Raw genomic sequence first — 16,761 nt, 5'->3', positions numbered from 1 at the left:
GCCGCCGCCCCTCCCGGAACTTGCTCTCTGCACGTCGCAGCCCCGAGACCTAAGACCATAATCCAAGGCCGGAAAAACCGGAACTGCCGAGACCGCGGCCGGCGGCCATATTTGTCGGCTCACGATCTACCAGCTGGTGCCCGGCACTCTGAGCCCGGCCATGCCGAGCCCAGCCTTGCCGACGGCAAACGGGATCAGCCGCTCCAGCGCGTGCAGCACGGTGCCGTCGCCGGGCAGCGGCTCGGGCGGGTAGTCCTGCCAGCTAAGATCGAGATCGAGCAGCGGTCGAAGCCCCTCGCGCCGCGCCCAGAACATGGTGCCGAGCGGAAAGTCGAAGAAATCGGGCAGCGGCTCCTCGATCCCCATGCGCCGCGCCAGCTCCTGTGCCACCTCCCGGTTCGCGTTCCAGCCGATGACGTTCGGGTCCTCGGCGATCAGCAGGCCAAGGCCGGGATCCTCCTCGAAGGCCAGCGCCGCCGTGTCTATCATGGCGCCGCGCCCGCCGATCAGGTTGGTCCAAAGGAAGGAGCGCCAGCGCTCGCCCAACTGCGCGTCGACCGCAAGGCTGCGCTTGGCGTGGACATGGCCGATCACGTCATAGGTGTCGGCGCCGATCACGTCGGCGAGCCCGGTCAGGAACGCGCCGACGTCGCGCCCCGCATTCGGTACCGTGCGCACCTCAGAGCGGCCGGGATAGCGCGCCAGCGCGGTCGCGAGCATCTCGGCCTTGAGCGCACTGTCGGTGGTCACGAACAGGTCCGGCCGGCTGGCATTGGCGCGCAGCCGGTCGATCAGGTCGTCCGCCAGCTCGGGATAGTGGAAATGGGCATGGAGCGCGAGCCGCAGCCCGCTCTCGCGCCGCCGGCGCGGCAGGTGCACGGGGCGCGACCACGGGCCTTGCGGGCGCCCGGACTCCAGCCAGTGCACCAGCGGGTCGCGGTCGCCGTCGAGGCATGCCGCGCGGCGCGCGAGTGCGTAGAGCGTAGGATGGAAGCCGGCCACCGCCCGCCGCACCGGGCGCATCGGCGAGCGGCCGTGCTCGGTCGCCGCCACGCCGTTCCATAGCCGCCACTTGATGGCGGCGATGCGCGGCCAGTCATGCGGCGGCGTCCAACTCTCGTGCACCGTGAACAGGAGGAACGGGTCGATCACCGCCATCGCCTCGTTCAGCACCTCCTCGCCGATCGCGAGGCGCTCGGCCGCACGCCGTCCGAACCCGTCGATGTGCGCGACATAGGCCTCCATGTCGAAGGCACGCGCCGCGAGCCGGACCAGTTCCTCGCCCAGCCGCTCGCGCCCGGCGCGGTCCTCCGCCAGCCGACAGATGAGCTGCGCCGCCGCCGCGGCGTCGAGATGGGGCACCACCAGCTCGCGCGTCGCCGCCTCCTCGGCCAGCACCTCGGCGGTGCCGACGCCGCCGGCGAAGCACACCACGGGGATGCCGAGCGACATGGCGTCAATCGCCACATTGGGCTGCGGGTCGAGCCGCGAACTGAGCAGGAAGATGTCCGTCTGCCGGTATATGCCCGCGATATCGTCGACCGCCGGCATCATGGCGAAACTGTCGCCGAGGTCCGAGCGCCGGATCTGATCGTCGAGATAGACGGAATAAGTGAGGTCGTGACGCGGGTCGAAGCCGTCGCCGACCCAGACGAAGCGCAGCTTCAGGTCGGGGCGCAGGCGCCGTGCCACCACCGCGGTCTCAACGAACGCTTCGACACCCTTGCGCAACTGCACCCAACCTGCACCCAAGACGACGATCGCATCTTCCTGCCCGGGCAGGCGGAGATCCGGCGCCCGACCAACCGATGGCTGCCGAACGGGGGCGGAAAGCGGGGCGAAAATCGCATCGAGGCTCTCGCTCCCGGCATCCTCCAGCGCTCGGGACGGCGGCAGCTCGGAGCGCCCCTGCGGCAGGATATGGATCCCCGAGCGGTCCTCCAGCCCCGTCACCATCTCGAAGCTGGACTGCGCCACGACCCGTGCCGGGAACACCACCTCGCTTGCCCAGCCGAACATCTCCTCAAGCTTGGAATGTGGCCGGCTATAGGTTGCGAACTCGTGCACCAGCGCCACCACCGGCACGCCGAGCCGGCCGAGCTCGGCCGCCAGCGGCTGCGTCTCGATGCTGTTGGCGATCACATAGAGGGGGCGGTATTCATTTAGCAGCCGCTTCGCCATCGAGCGCATCTCGACCGGATTGCGCGCTACGCCGTTCAGCGGCGCCACCGAGGCCGCGGCGGCGGCACGGAATTCCTCCTCCAGGTCGCCGCCGTGCAGCAGCACCGAGACCACGCGGTATTTCGGCTCAAGCTGGCGGATGATGTTCCAGCCAAGGATCGGCGCGCCGGTGCGCGAAGCCTCGTGGCAGATCATCAGCACCGCTGGCCGCCGCCCCTCCGGCAGAGGCTCGAAGCGTATGTCGTCGGCATGGGGGCGCCCGCGTCGACCCTCCATGCGCCCGAAATCGTCGTAATGCTTGATGAGGCGCGAGTGCGGCAGGAAGGCCGTCACGTCGGGATAGTTCTCGCGGTAATAGGCCGGGTCGAAATTCTCGCTGGGCCGCAGCCCCACCGCCTCGCCCAGCAGCACGTAGTGCAGCGCCGCGTCGGGCACGTCGGGCACCCATTTGCGATAATGGGCCTCGTCGAAGCTGGCGCTGGTGGCGACTGCGCGCGCGAGCCGCTCGGCGGCCTCGCGCGTCGCCGGCATGGTCAGGCCCAGCGCGTCGAAATAGAGCCAGGCGACGGCGGGCGCCATGTCGAGCCCGATCGAGGCGAGATAGGGCGCGAGATAGGCGGTCTCGATCCCGCTCAGCGGCTCCAGCTCCTGCCGCCACCCCTCGGTCACGTAGTGCAGCGCCGCGTCCGCTTCGGGCGCGAGCCCGGCCAGCTCGCGGTAGGCGCCGGTCGAGAAGGCGAGCGAGGCCGTCAACAGTCCGGCGCCGACCGCGGCGGACTCGTCGAAATCCGGCCGGTCCAGCATCAGATCTCCTCCGCCGGGCCGAGCAGCTTCCGGCGCACGGCTTTGCGCCAGATCCGCGGGGTCACCCGGCGGATCATCTTCTCGACGCGGTCGTGGAGCCGGAAATAGCGGCTCCGCCATTGCTCGAGCTCCATCTTGAGCGTGTTGATCTCGACGCCGCCTGGCTCGTAGCGCCCGCGCAGACCGTCGAGTTCCCGTACCAGATTGGTGGTGTAGCGATGCGCGACCGTCAGCTCGTGTTCGAGCTTCGCGCAACGCTCCGCCAGCCCCGCGACATTTGCCTCGAGTTGCGCCCGGCGGGCCTCGGAATCCTCGTAGAGGTGGCGCCATTCCTTATGGTCGCCCCCCCGCCCAACCGAATTGCGGGTGGCGCCCGTCGAGGCATGGGTGCCGAGGACGGCAAAGCTGCGGCTGGCGACGACCCGGAACATCTCGCTCTCGCGCCGTGTCCGTTCGACCTCTTGGCGTGCTTGGTCGAGGCGGGCGGTCTCGTGGCTGGCAAGCAGCCTCGCCCTGTCCATCTCGCGCCGGTAATGCTCGATATCGGCGTTCAGCCGGTCGACCGAGGCGAGCGCCGTCTTGAGCTGGCCCTCCAGCGCCGCGCCCCCTTGGGCCCGCTCAAGCACGGTCCCGACCGCCCCGTCCTCGATGAACAGCGAGACGGGCGACGGCGGCAGAGCCGTCGCCGAGGCGATGGCGAGCAGACAGGACGCGTGCGGCATGCCCGCATTCACCTCGTAGCGCGCGCCACCGCGCTTCTCGAAGGTGATGAGCCCGGCCGCCGGATCGACCCCGTCCGGCGCCAGCGAGGAGCCGAGCATCGCCCGCTGCGCCAGCATGCGCACATGCGGGAAATGCCGCCGGACCAGCGCCTCCAGTTCGGCCCGGCTCAGCTCGCGCACATGGAAGGCGCTCGCCGCCGCCGCGGAAGGGGACGGCGAGGGCACGTCGCGCGCGGGCATCGAGAGGAGCAGCAGCCCGTCCGGCCGCAGCAGCCGCGCCGCGACGGCCATCACGGCCTCCGGGTCGTCGAGCCGGGGCAGCGTCTCGAAGCAGACGATGCGGTCGACACTCGCCTCCGGCAGCTTCAGCCGGCGCGCATCGCCCTCCTCGAAGCGCAGGCGCGGGCTCGCATAGCTGGCGCGCGCATGGGCGACCGCCAGCGGCGATACGTCGATACCGACGACCGAGCGTGCCACCTGCGCCAGCAACGCGCTGCCATAGCCCTCGCCGCAGCCCAGATCGATGACGTCGCAATCACGGCATAGCTCGCGGGCGAGAAAATAACGATGCAGATGTTCGATCTCTGCCTGACCGGAAATCGCCGAAGTCAGTCGCTCTCCCGTCCAGTCCAGCGCCTTGTCCGGAATGAACCTCTCGAAAATCTCCCCCAAGACTGCCTCGCTCACCTGACGGCATGACGCCTATTATTGTTAATCCAGCGTGGATACTTCGTAACCACGCTCAAAATCCGACAGCGTACGGCGGATACCATCCGAAAAACTCAGCCATGGCCGCCAATTCAGCAAATCATGCATCATCGATATGTCAAGAACGCTCACCGGAACATCATATGGCCGGCCGGCCTTTCGGCGCACCTCGAGCCGGCGCCCCAGCGCGGTCTCCAGCTCGGCCACGATCGCGTTCAGGCTGACCCCGATCCCGCTGCCTATGTTGAAGACGTGCTGCTCGCCGACATCCTCGGTGCAGGCCAGCGTCATCAGCCCGCTCGCCACGTCGGAAATGTGCACGTAATCACGCACCACTTCGCCATTGCCCCAGATCACGATCGGTTCATGCGTGAGGGCGCGATAGAGGAAGGTCGTCACCGCTCCCTGCCCGCGCGCCAGGTTCTGCCCCGCCCCGAACGGGTTGGCGAGGCGGGCGACGCGGCAGTCGAGCCCGTACTGGTTGCGGTAGCAGCTGATGTAGTTCTCGGCCGCCGCCTTGCCGGCGCCATAGGCGTTCAACGGGCTGAGCGGGTGGTCCTCTTGCACCGGCACGCGCCGCAGCCGGCCGTAAACGGTACCTCCGGAGGAGGAGAACACCAGCCGCGGCGCGTCCCCGGCTCCGCGCGCGCGCAGCGTCTCCAGCAGCGCGATGGTCGGCCCGACATTGGACGCCAGGTCGAGTGCCGGGCAGTCGTTGGCGCTCGCCGGCACCGAGCTCCAGGCATAGTGATGGACGACCGCGACGTCCTCGATCAGCTCGGGCCAAGGCGCATCGTCGAGCTCGAAGAAGCGCCAGGAAACCCGATCGCGCAGCAGTGCGGGGAGGTCGTTCGGCAGCGGTGATCGGTCGGCGACCACCACCTCGTGGCCGGCCTTGGCCAGCGCCAGCGCGACGTGGCGGCCGACGAAGCCACTGCCGCCGAGCACGAGATGTTTACCGTCCATGGCGCCCTCCATGGAAGTGGATCGTCCGGCCGCCGCCGGCGCCATGCGCCAAGTGATCGGAAAGTCGTCGGAGGATGATCGGCGAGCCGGCGCTCAACGAACGGGAGATCGGCGAACAGGAGATCGCCGAACGGCGCGAGGCTGCGCGCACGTGAGACGGCGGCCGCAGCAATTCATCGATGTCTGATTGGCGGCACGGTTCTCCCGCACCGCTCCGAGACACGCGCGCCAATTTCAGTATCCCCCCTGCCCCAACGAGCCCATAGCACCGCCGGGCGCGTCAGGCAAGTAACCCGCCACGAATATAGCGTCTTGGTAGGCAAGGACTGCGGGTTTATTTTGGTCTCGACCCGTCAATATCGTAAATACTTGATAAATACCAATAAATGGTATTTAGATAAGGTTTACGTCGAACGACCTATCCGGCGGGCCGAATTGGCGTCCACGCCTTTCCGCGCCGCGGTCAGCCTTTTGGGGTGGTTGGCGGTGCCATGTACCAGCATCTATCTGGCCGGCGCGATGTACCCTCCCGGGGACTTGGACGGCCGCCGCCTGCGTGGCGACGCTCCATGCTCGGATGCCTTCCATCGGATCGGCCCAGGGCCGGAAAGTGCGGATCACCCTGTCCGGCCGCCTGCGAAGGGCGCACCCGTTCCTCGTTAGGACAAGGCTTTAACCCATAATGCAGGCAATTTCCAATTAACACTGCATCAATCGGTGCGGCGCCGCCCGGCCGCCCCGAAACGCCGCCACCTGTTCCCGCTCACCCGCGCCACCCGGGCGTCGCGCACCAGGCGTCGCGCACCCCCTTCCCATGCCGCTCCCCCACTTGGGGATGGAAATCATACGAAAACCTATCTATCCCAGTGGCTCGATCCGCAACGCATCCGACTTCACCTAACGCGGCAGGCCCCCGCATTGGCTTCGACACCCTTGCTTTCCGGCGCATGCCGCCATCCGCTCGAGAGGGCGCTCCGCGTCCCTCTCCACATGGCGCGCTGGATGGCGCCGCGCACGGCAGGGACCGCCCGTGCCTTGCGATTCCCCATGCTTCATATCGTGCCGACAAGCGGGCCGCGCCCATGAAGATCCGGATGCCGAAATGGCTCGCCCGCCTGGCCTTCCATGCCGACGGAAGGCCGCGCGGCTTCGTGCGCCGCGTGCTGTTCCACCGCAACGGGCGCCCGCGCAGCCGGCTCAAGTTCCTGGTCCAGCACAAGTCCGGCCGGCCGCGCCAGGCCTTCCGCGACTTCATGCCGAACCCGGCGCCGCAGGTGGCGAAGGGCGCGACGGACGAACTAGCCTTCGATGCCGGCTGGTACCTCGCCAATTATCGCGACGTGCGCGAAGCCGGCGTCTCCGCGTTCTATCACTACCGGCTGCTCGGGCGCTTCGAGGGCCGCCGGCCGGCCAAGCCCCGGCGCAGCCGGCCGGTCGCTGACGCCCAGCTCCAGGTGCTGCAATACGCCCCGCCCGGCCCGCGCGCGGCGCTGTTCGTCACCCACTCGCCCCGCGGGGTCATCAAGCCCCATGTGCGGCACTATCTCGAGGCGCTGGTGCACGAGGGCATCGAGGTCTACCTCCTCGTCGCCGCCGACCAGCCCTTCGTCGGCGATGCACCGTGGCTGCGCGCGCTCTGCCGCGGCATCTTCGTGCGCGAGAATGTCGGCCTCGACTTCGCCGCCTGGGCGCACATACTGCGCAGCTACCGCGCCTTCTTCGAGTGCCGGACGCTCTATCTGCTCAACGACAGCCTGCTCGGCCCCACCAACGCGGCCGACTTCCACACGCTCATCGAGCGGATCGAGAACCACCCGGCGGCACTGGTAGGCCTCACCGACAATTACGAGCGCGGCTGGCACATACAGAGCTACTTCCTCGCCCTGAAGGCGGAGCTGCTGCGCAGCCAGCCGCTGCACGACTTCGTCCGCGACATCGTCGCCTTCGACGACAAGAACGACGTCATCAACACCTATGAGGTGACGTTCGCCCCCGCCATGCAGGCGGCCGGGCTGCGGGTCGGCCAGCTCTTCGACACCTATGACGAGCACAACTCGACCATCTTCCGCTGGCGCCAACTGCTCGCCGACGGTTTCCCCTTCATCAAGGTGATGGCGATCCGCGATGACATCCCCTTCGCCGACAAGACCGGCTGGCGCGAGGCGCTGGCGGAATACGGCTACGACGTCGCGCTCGCCGACGCGCTGCTGGACGAGCTGGCCGAACAGCGCCGCTTCCCGCTCGGCCCGCAGCCGGCGCGCACGCCGCCGGTCGTCACCTTCATCGGGCTGTGGAACTACAATAACGGCCTCGGCGCCGCCGCGCGCGGCTACCTTACCGCGCTGATGCACGCGCCGTTCCGGCGCAAGCTGCTGCCGATCCGTCGGCCGTTCCACATCCACCAGCGCATCGCCCCCACCATCGCCTGCGCCGACCTGCCGGGTCCCGCGGACGTCGCCGTGGTCCATCTCAACCCGGACGGCTGGGGCACCGTGCTCGACAAGGGCGCCGAGGCGGAGATCGACCGCGCGCTGGTGCGCGTCGGTCTGTTCGTGTGGGAATCCCCGACCCTGCCCGACTATTTCCAGCGCGGCCTCGCCGAGGTCGACGCGGTCTGGGCGCCGAGCGAATACTGCGCGGAGATCTTCCGTCCCTTTGCCCGCGGGCCGGTCCATGTCGTGCCCCATGTGGTGCCGGTGCGCGAGACCCTCGTCCCGCACGCCACCCGCACGCGGCTGCGCCGGCGCTACGGGCTCGACGAGGCGGCGCGCATCATCCTCTACGTGTTCGATGCCTCGAGCTTCCTGGTGCGCAAGAACCCGCACGCGCTGGTGCGCGCCTTCGCGCTCAGCGGCCTCGGGGCGCAGGGCTGGCAGCTCGTGCTGAAGACCAAGCACGTCGACCCGACGCATGCGGACGCCGCCGCCCTTCTCGAACTGTGCCGCGCCACGCCCGGCGTGGTGCTGCTCGACCGTTCCATGTCCGACCACGACCTCGCCGTGCTGCAGGATTCGGCCGATATCTACGCCTCGCCGCACTGCTCGGAAGGCTTCGGCCTCACCATCGCCGAGGCGCTGGCGCGCGGCGTCCCGGTAGTCGCCACCGACTATGGCGGCTCGCGCGACTTCCTCACCGGCGAGACCGGCTTCCCGGTGCGCTACGAGGACTGGACCCTGACCGAGGATTTCGGCGCCTACCGCACCGGCACGCGCTGGGCGAAGGTGGAGGAGGCCCATTTCGCTGAATGCCTCGCCGCCGCCGCCGCGCTGACCCCGGAGGCGCGCGCCGCGCTGGGCGAGCGGGCCCGCGCGCATCTGCGCGCCACGCTTTCCCCGCAGGCGGTGGCGCGGCGTATGGAGGAAAGCGTCGCCCGGCTGCTGTCGGCGCGCAGCGAGGCGGAGGGGACGCCATGAACGACTATCCCCTGACGATCCGGCTCACCCCCGCCGGCGCGCTGGCGCCCGGCCAGTCCTGGCCCCGGCCGGCGCTGGACGACTGGTACGCGCTCGCCGACCCGACCTGCCGGTTCCATCCCGACATCCGCAGCATCCTGCGCGTCGCCGCCACCGCGCGGCCGGACGTCGACATCTTCTATGGCGATGCCGTCGAGACCGCCGCGCCCGCGCGCGGGACCGCCGGCAAGGGCGCGGCGCAGGACCGGCTGATCCTCAAGCCCGGTTTCGACATCACCCAGCTCATCGCCCAGGACTATATCGGCTGGCCGCTCTTCATCCGCGGCCGGGCGCTGGAGGCGCTTGGCCCGCCCGGCCCCGAGGCGGGAGACGCCGCCGGCTACGACCTGCTGCTGCGCGCCAATGCCGCCGGCATGATGGTCGAGCGCATCGCCGAGATCCTCTCCGCCCGCGGCGCGACGCCCGCGCCCGACAACCTCGCCGACCGGCGCCACGCCGTGCGCGCCTGGCTCGACCACCGGCTCGAGGAGGCCGAGATCCTGCCCGGCCGGCTGCCGACGACGCTGCGCCTGCACCGTCCCCTCGCCGAGCCGCCCGAGGTCACGCTCGTCGTCCCCACGCGCCAGACCCTGTGCACGCTTGGCGAGGAGGCGATGCGCGGGCGCCCCCTCGTCCTCAACCTGCTGGAGAGCCTCGCCCGCTCCTCCTGGCCGATGGACCGGCTCACCGTGCTGGTCGGCGACGATATCGAGGACGGCGCCGCCTATGCGGACCGCGACTGGCCGTTCCGGCTGGAGCGCGTCGTCACCCGCCGCGCGCCGGACGAGCCGTTCAACTACGCCCGCAAGATGAACGCGCTCTGGCCGCTGGCGCGGAGCGAGTACGTCGTGTTCCTCAACGACGACATCGTCGTGCGCCAGCCGGACTGGATCGAGGCGTTGATGAGCTTCGCCTGCGACGAGGACGTCGGCGGGGTCGGCGCGCGCCTGCTCTACCCGGACGGGCGCATCCAGCACGCCGGCATGGTGGGCGGGGTCATGGGCACCTGCACCCATGTCTTCATCAAGCAGGCCGCGACCGCGCCGAGCTACGAAAACTGGGCCGACGTGCACCGCGAATATTCCATGGTCACGGGCGCGGCCTTCGCCACCCGCCGCAGCCTGCTGGAGCGGATCAACGGCTTCGACGAGCAGTTCGCGCTCGACTGGAACGACGTCGACATGTGCCTGCGCATGCGCCTGCTCGGGCTGCGCATCGTCTATACGCCCCATGCCGAGTTGACCCATTACGAGAGCGCCTCGCGCGGCGCCAGCAACCTGCCGGGCGCCGACCTCGCACTGTTCCTCGAGCGCTGGAGCGAGCTGCTGGACAATGACCCGGCCTATAATCCGGGACTGGTACGCAATTCGCCCCTGACCGCCCCCGCTCCGCTGACCTATAAGGGCTGGTGGCGCGAGTGAACCGGGCGCTCGCCGGGAGCCCGCGCACCGCGCCGGCCCACCGCTCGCGCGACGCCGATTTGCCCGCCAACCTGCCCGTGAAGTAGCGGACCCCGCCGGCCATGGCCCTCAGCCCCATCCCGCCGATCTGGCTGACGCCGACCTCTGCGCAGGACAGCCGCAGCTTCCTTCCCCCGCCCGCCCCACGCGGCGGGCGCGAGCCCGACGTCGCGACAGTGCTGTGCAGTGACGCCGAAATGCCGGTGACGGTCGAGGTCGAGGATGCCGCCGGCCATGTGGTGGAAACCCTCGTGCTGCGCCCGGGCGAACTCGCCGGGCTCGCCCTGCCGCGCGACACGGCGCGGCTCGTCCTGCGCGACGCCGGCGAGGCGGAGCCCGGCCCGGCGCGGCTCGGCCATTACCCGCTCGGGCGCTGGGCGCTGCTGGTGCACGCGCTGCGTCATGGCGCGTGGGCGGGTGCCGCCCCGGCCCGGCAGAAGGCGCTGAAGCGCGCCCTGCGCACGCTGCGTCGCCGCCTCAAGCAGGCGCTGTGGACCTCCTCCGCCGCCTCGCTGGCGGGCCTGCCCGACTATCGCCGCTTCCGCGCCCGCCATGTCGGCGACTTCGCCGAGGTGCCCCCGGCCGAGGCCGCGCCGCGGCTCGCCTTCCTCAGCGCCGCCGCCGGCGTGGCACCCGGCGCGCTCGCCGCCTGCGCCCGCGCGCTCGACGCCCAGACCGACCCGAACTTCCGCTGGATCCTCGCCCTCCCGCCCGGCGAGGCGGCCGGCTTCGCCCCGCCCGGCGCGCGGCTGACGCCCGTCCCCGTGCCCGATGCCGACCCCGCGCGCGGCCTCGCCGCCGCGCTCGAGGCGGCGGGCGATGACGAGATCGTGGTGCCGCTCGACGCCGCCGGCATGCCGACCCGCGACGCCGTCGCGCTCGTGCGCGCCACCTTCGCCCGGCACCCCGACTGCGCGCTGGCCTATACGGACGAGGAATATCTCTACCCGGACGGCGCCTTGCGCGACGGCGCGTTCAAGCCGGCCTACAACCGGCATCTCCTCGAGGCGATGGACTATATGGGCGCGCTGGTGGCGCTGCGCGGCGCTCGCGCCCGCGCGCTCGGCCTGCGCCCGGCCTTCAGCGCGGCGGCGCGCTACGATCTGCTGCTGCGCTATCTCGACGGCGTGCCGCCCGCCGCCATCCGCCACCTGCCGCGCGTCGCCTATTCCTCCGTACGCGCCAGCCCGGGCTTTGCCGATGCGCCGACCGCGCGTCTCGCCGCCGCCGCCCTCGCCGAACGGCTCGGCGTGCCGGTGGAGGTCGACCCGCTACGCCATCACCTCATCCCGCGCTTCGAGGTCCCTGCGCCGGCGCCGCTGGTGTCGATCATCATCCCCACCCGCGACCGGGCCGAACTCCTCGCGCGCACCCTGGAGACGCTGGTGGCGGTCAGCGCCTATCGCGCCTTCGAGATCATCATCGTCGACAACGGCTCGCGCGAGGACGAGACCTTCGCCCTGTTCGAGCGCGCACGCACGCTGTGGCCGGCGACGCGGATCCTCACCGACGACGGCGACTTCAACTTCTCCCGCCTGTGCAATGCCGGCATCGCCACCGCCACGGGCGAGCTGATCCTGCTGCTCAACAACGACATGGAGATCGTCGAGCCCGGCTGGCTCGGCGAAATGGTTACGCTCGCCTGCCGGCCCGGGGTCGGCATCGTCGGCGCCAAGCTGCTCTACCCGGACAGGAGCGTGCAGCATGCCGGCTTCATCGTCGGGCTGCGCAGCGGCGCCGGCAGCCACTGGTTCGCCCATGCCGCCGCCGACGCGCCCGGCTATCAGGACCGGCTGGTGGTGCGGCAGAACCTTTCCGCCGTCACCGGCGCCTGCCTGCTGGTGCGCCGCGACTGCCTGGAGGCGGTCGGCCTGCTCGACGAGGAGGCCTTCGCCGAGGAGTGCAACGACATCGACCTGTGCCTGCGCGCGCGGCAGGCCGGCTGGGAGGTGGTGTTCACCCCCTTCGCGCGGCTGATCCACCATGAATCCGCCTCGCGCGGCACCGACACCGAGCCGGGAGCGAACCCGCGCCGGCTTGCCGAGCGCGAGCGCTTCGCCGCCAAATGGGCCACGGACACGCGGACCGACCCGCATCTCGGCCCGAATTTCCGCCGCGACAACGAATATGCGCTGCGCGCGCCGGCCCCGCAGGGCAGCCGCGCCCCGCGCACCGACGCCATCGAGTGAGCGCCGTCTTGAAGTGATGGCGCGGGCGCCTCAGTGCCCCTCGTCGGCGAGACGGATCAGATAGGCGCCGTAGTTCGACTTCTTCTGCGCCTCGCCCAGCTTGCGGAGCTGATCGGCGTCGATGAAGCCCTCGCGGAACGCCACCTCTTCCGGCGCGGCGATGCGCAGCCCCTGCCGCGCCTCGAGGATCTGCACGAACTGCGCCGCCTCCAGCAGCGAATCCGGCGTGCCGGTGTCGAGCCAGGCAAAGCCGCGCCCCATCATCGAGACGCTGAGCTCGCCCCACTCCATGTAGGTGCGGTTGACGTCCGTGATCTCGATCTCGCCGCGCGGCGAGGGCTTGAGATTGGCGGCGATGTCGACCACCCGGTTGTCGTAGAAATAGAGCCCGGTCACAGCGAGGTTCGACTTCGGCTTGGCCGGCTTCTCCTCCAGCGAGATCACCCGCCCGTCCGGGCCCATCTCGGCCACGCCGTAGCGCTCGGGGTCGTGCACCGGATAGCCGAACACGGTCGCGCCCTTCTCGCGCTTCACCGCGTCGAGCAGCAGCTCGGGCAGGCCGTGGCCGAAGAACAGGTTGTCGCCCAGCACCAGCGCCACCCGCTCGTCGCCGATGAACTCGCGCCCGACGATGAAGGCGTCGGCGAGCCCGCGCGGGCTCGCCTGCACCGCATAGCTGAGCGAGATGCCGAACTGGCTGCCGTCGCCCAGCAGGTGCTGGAACAGCGCGCTGTCGTGCGGGGTGGTGATGATCAGAATGTCCCGGATCCCCGCCATCATCAGCGTGGTCAGCGGGTAGTAGATCATCGGCTTGTTGTAGACCGGCAGGAGCTGCTTGGAGACCACGAGCGTGATCGGGTGAAGCCGCGTGCCGGACCCGCCGGCGAGGATGATTCCCTTCATGTGCCCCTCGGTCTGGATTCTAGTTTTCGGCGAGCAGCCGGTCGACCACCTCGGCCGTGCGCTGCTGCCAGGGCGCGGCGCGGTAGCCGAAGCGTTCGGCGAAAAGCTCGCTCGACAGTTCGGAATTGGCGGGCCGGCGCGCGGGCGTCGGGTAGTCCGCCGTGGTGATGGCGGCGACCTCGGGCCGCCGGCCGGTATGCCTCGCCGCCCGGGCGACGATCTCGCTGGCGAAGCCGTGCCAGCTCGTCGCCCCGGTCCCGGCGAAATGATAGGTGCCGGGCACCGCCGTCCCGGCGCGGAACGCCTGCGCCGCGGCAAGGATCGCCTCGGCGATGTCGCGGGTCGCGGTCGGGCAGCCATGCTGGTCGGCGACCACGGTCAGCCGGTCGCGCTCGCGCGCCAGCCGCAGCATGGTCTTGAGGAAGTTCGCCCCATAGGCGCCGTAGACCCAGGAGGTGCGCAGGATCAGGTGGGCCGGCAGCGCCGCGCGCACCGCGCCCTCGCCGGCGGCCTTGCTGGCGCCGTAGACGCCGAGCGGGGCGATCGGGTCGCTCTCCACATAGGCGCCGGCGCGGGTGCCGTCGAACACGTAGTCGGTCGAGATGTGGATCAGCGCCGCGCCGTGGCGGGCGCAGGCGGCGGCGATGTCGCCCGGCGCCTTGGCGTTGATCGCGTTCGCCAGCTCCGGCTCGCTCTCCGCCCGGTCGACCGCGGTGTAGGCGGCAGCGTTGATCACGACGTCCGGCTTCATCGCGCCGATCGCCCGCTCGATCGCGGCGGCGTCGGCGATGTCGAGCCCGGCACGGTCGAGCGCGGTCAGCGCCAGGCCGCGCTCGCCGGCAAGGGCGGCGACCTCGCGCCCGAGCTGCCCGCCGGCGCCGAGCAGCATCAGCCCGCTCATTTGGCGAGCCCTATGCGCGCGCGGTCGTAGCGCGCCTTCAGGGGCTCCCACCAGGCGGCGTTGTCGAGATACCAGCGCACCGTCTTCTCGATGCCGCTCTCGAAGGTCTCGGAAGGCACCCAGCCGAGCTCGTTCTTCAGCTTGCTGGCATCGATGGCGTAGCGCGCGTCGTGGCCGGGCCGGTCGGTGACGAAGGTGATCAGGCTCTCGCGCGCGCCGATCCGCTCGTCCGGCACCACGCGGTCCATGATGGCGCAGATCGTCTTCACCACGTCGATGTTGCGGCGCTCATTGTTGCCGCCGACATTGTAGCTCTCGCCGAGCCGCCCGGTGGTGGCGATCAGCTCCAGCGCGCCGGCATGGTCGTCGACATAGAGCCAGTCGCGCACGTTCTCACCCTTGCCATAGACCGGCAGCTTCTCGCCTTCCAGCGCGTTGAGGATGGTGAGCGGGATCAGCTTCTCGGGGAAGTGGTACGGCCCGTAATTGTTCGAGCAGTTCGACATCACCACCGGCAGGCCGTAGGTGTGGAACCAGGCCCGCACCAGATGGTCGGAAGAGGCTTTGGAGGCCGAATAGGGCGAGTTCGGCTGGTAGGGCGTGTCCTCGCGGAACAGCCCGTCCTCGCCCAGCGTGCCGTAGACCTCGTCGGTCGAGATGTGGTGGAAGCGGAACGCCGCCTTGCCGGTCGCGCCCATGCCCTGCCAGTAGCGCAGCGCTTCCTGCAGCAGGGTGAAGGTGCCGATGACATTGGTATGGATGAAGTCGCCCGGCCCGTCGATCGAGCGGTCGACATGCGATTCCGCCGCCAGATGCATCACGAGGTCGGGCCGGAAGCCCTCCAGCACCTCGCGCACCGCCCGCCCGTCGCAGATGTCGGCCTGCGCGAAACGGTAGTTCGGGCTGTTGTCGATCTCGTTCAGCGAGGCGAGATTGCCAGCATAGGTGAGCTTGTCGAAGTTGAGGACGTCCCATCCGGCACGAACCAGGCGGCGCACCACCGCCGACCCGATGAAGCCGGCCCCACCGGTCACAACCACACGACGCGTCATCTCGAACCCTTGCTGCTCACCTCAGCGACGGTCGCTATCACAGCGTAAAGGGCGTTGCATAGTCCTCCAGCTTCGGCTGGACCCGGTCCTTGGCCGAAAGGATGGCTGCCTCCGCCGCGACCGGCCATTCGATACCGATCGCCGGGTCGTCCCACAGGATGCCGGCGTCGTTGGCCGGCGCGTAGGGCGCGTCCACCTTGTAGGCGACGATGGTGTCCGGCTCCAGCGTGCAGAAGCCATGGGCGAAGCCGTGCGGCACCAGGAGCTGCTCGCCCCGCTCCGCGCTCAGCGTCGCCGACACCCAGGCGCCGAAGCTCGGCGAGCCCCTGCGGATGTCGACCGCGACGTCGAAGATCGCCCCGCGCACCGCGCGCACCAGCTTCGCCTGCGCGAAGGGCGGGGTCTGGAAATGCAGGCCACGCACCACGCCGACCTGGCGCGAGAGCGATTCATTGTCCTGCACGAACACCGTGTCGATGCCGAAGGCGTCGAAGTCCGACTTCTTGTACGTCTCGCAGAAATAGCCGCGCTCATCGCCGTGACGCTTCGGCTGGATCAGCACGACGTCCGGCACGTCGAGACGGGTAAAACTGGTCATATCTGAGAATTCCTACCCGATGGGGATGAACGCAAGTCCCTCTGGTCAACACGACACCGCCCGCCCGTCCGCTATGGACCCGAGCGCGGCAGCCCTTTTCCGCAACCTGCCAGCAACACCGCCCCTCCCGGCCCGGTGCCGGAAGCGCGGACGGCATTCACCCCCCGATAGGCCGCCCGCCGGACGGCCCGCCTCTCCATGGCCGCCCGATGTAGCGAAATCAAGACGCCGCTCTCTCCATGCCCGGATACCCTGTGCCCGGATCGCGCGCCGGTCCCTCGAAAGTCCCGCGCCCGCGGCACTCCGCCCGACACTTCCGCCCGGAACCGGACACCACACTCCGGTCGCGCTCAAGGGTCGCGCGGCGAGCCACGCGGGCACACGGGGGGCTGTCGCGCGCCTTACGCCTTCTGCGCGAGGATGTCGCGGATTTCCATCAGGAGGGATTCTTCGCGCGTCGGCGCGGGCGGGGCCGGCGGCGGCTCGGTGGCCGCCTTGCGGCGCAGCCGGTTGATGCCCTTGACGACGATGAACAGGATCCAGGCGACGATCAGGAAGTTGATGACCACGGTCAGGAAGTGGCCATAGGCGAACACCGCCCCCTGCTCGCGCGCGGCGGCGAGCGAGTTCTCCGTCACATTGGCCGAAAGCGGGATGAAGTAGTTGGAGAAGTCGAGCCCGCCGAACACCGCGCCGACCAGCGGCATGAACAGGTCCGACACCACCGAGGTCACGATCTGGCCGAACGCGGCGCCGATGATCACGCCGATCGCGAGGTCCACAACGTTGCCCTTGACCGCGAATTCGCGGAATTCGTTCAGCATC

At 69.8% G+C, this 16,761-nt stretch carries 11 protein-coding genes; 3 read left to right on the top strand and 8 right to left on the bottom strand.

Going from position 1 to position 16,761, the window contains the following annotated elements:
• Window positions 1-126: 126 nt before the first annotated feature.
• Genes NVS83_RS12020 through NVS83_RS12010 form a run of 3 tightly spaced genes read right to left on the bottom strand, consistent with a single transcriptional unit; the run spans window position 127 to window position 5,381 of the window.
• On the bottom strand, window positions 127-2,985 hold the full coding sequence (locus NVS83_RS12020; protein ID WP_258739511.1) for a rhamnan synthesis F family protein: 2,859 nt from the start codon (window positions 2,983-2,985) through the stop codon (window positions 127-129).
• Entirely contained in the window at window positions 2,985-4,379 is a 1,395-nt protein-coding gene (locus NVS83_RS12015) for a class I SAM-dependent methyltransferase (RefSeq protein WP_258739510.1), read from the bottom strand. The genes NVS83_RS12020 and NVS83_RS12015 overlap by 1 nt, the downstream gene beginning before the upstream one ends.
• A 39-nt stretch (window positions 4,380-4,418) precedes the next feature.
• Window positions 4,419-5,381 (bottom strand): NAD-dependent epimerase/dehydratase family protein, encoded by a 963-nt coding sequence (locus NVS83_RS12010; protein ID WP_258739509.1) that lies wholly within the window; start codon window positions 5,379-5,381, stop codon window positions 4,419-4,421.
• A gap of 1,082 nt (window positions 5,382-6,463) precedes the next feature.
• Between NVS83_RS12010 and NVS83_RS12005 the strand changes: the two genes are divergently transcribed.
• The 3 genes from NVS83_RS12005 (at window position 6,464) to NVS83_RS11995 (ending at window position 12,482) form a co-directional block, all read left to right on the top strand.
• Window positions 6,464-8,794 (top strand): rhamnan synthesis F family protein, encoded by a 2,331-nt coding sequence (locus tag NVS83_RS12005; protein ID WP_258739508.1) that lies wholly within the window; start codon window positions 6,464-6,466, stop codon window positions 8,792-8,794.
• Window positions 8,791-10,254, top strand: coding sequence for a glycosyltransferase family 2 protein (locus NVS83_RS12000; RefSeq protein WP_258739507.1), 1,464 nt, complete (start codon window positions 8,791-8,793; stop codon window positions 10,252-10,254). The genes NVS83_RS12005 and NVS83_RS12000 overlap by 4 nt, the downstream gene beginning before the upstream one ends.
• Before the next feature lie 101 nt (window positions 10,255-10,355).
• Window positions 10,356-12,482, top strand: coding sequence for a glycosyltransferase (locus NVS83_RS11995; protein WP_258739506.1), 2,127 nt, complete (start codon window positions 10,356-10,358; stop codon window positions 12,480-12,482).
• A 30-nt stretch (window positions 12,483-12,512) separates the two neighbouring features.
• On the opposite strand, the gene rfbA is transcribed toward NVS83_RS11995, so the two are convergent.
• From rfbA to mscL, 5 genes are all read right to left on the bottom strand, one after another.
• Window positions 12,513-13,385, bottom strand: a complete 873-nt coding sequence (gene rfbA, locus NVS83_RS11990; RefSeq protein WP_258732599.1) for a glucose-1-phosphate thymidylyltransferase RfbA — start codon at window positions 13,383-13,385, stop codon at window positions 12,513-12,515.
• Window positions 13,386-13,404: 19 nt separating this feature from the next.
• Window positions 13,405-14,286 (bottom strand): dTDP-4-dehydrorhamnose reductase, encoded by an 882-nt coding sequence (gene rfbD / locus NVS83_RS11985; protein ID WP_258739505.1) that lies wholly within the window; start codon window positions 14,284-14,286, stop codon window positions 13,405-13,407.
• A complete protein-coding gene (gene rfbB, locus NVS83_RS11980; RefSeq protein ID WP_258739504.1) occupies window positions 14,283-15,338 on the bottom strand; it encodes a dTDP-glucose 4,6-dehydratase in 1,056 nt (351 codons plus the stop codon). Before rfbB ends, rfbD begins: the two co-directional genes overlap by 4 nt.
• A gap of 37 nt (window positions 15,339-15,375) precedes the next feature.
• Window positions 15,376-15,936 (bottom strand): dTDP-4-dehydrorhamnose 3,5-epimerase, encoded by a 561-nt coding sequence (gene rfbC, locus NVS83_RS11975; protein ID WP_258739503.1) that lies wholly within the window; start codon window positions 15,934-15,936, stop codon window positions 15,376-15,378.
• 401 nt (window positions 15,937-16,337) lie between these two features.
• Entirely contained in the window at window positions 16,338-16,760 is a 423-nt protein-coding gene (mscL, locus tag NVS83_RS11970; protein ID WP_258732724.1) for a large conductance mechanosensitive channel protein MscL, read from the bottom strand.
• Between the last annotated feature and the right edge of the window lies 1 nt (window position 16,761).

Source organism: Ancylobacter mangrovi, from assembly GCF_024752335.1.
Lineage (GTDB): Bacteria > Pseudomonadota > Alphaproteobacteria > Rhizobiales > Xanthobacteraceae > Ancylobacter > Ancylobacter mangrovi.
The sequence above is the reverse complement of the archived record's forward strand: the minus strand, read 5'-3'. Positions and strand labels throughout refer to the sequence as shown.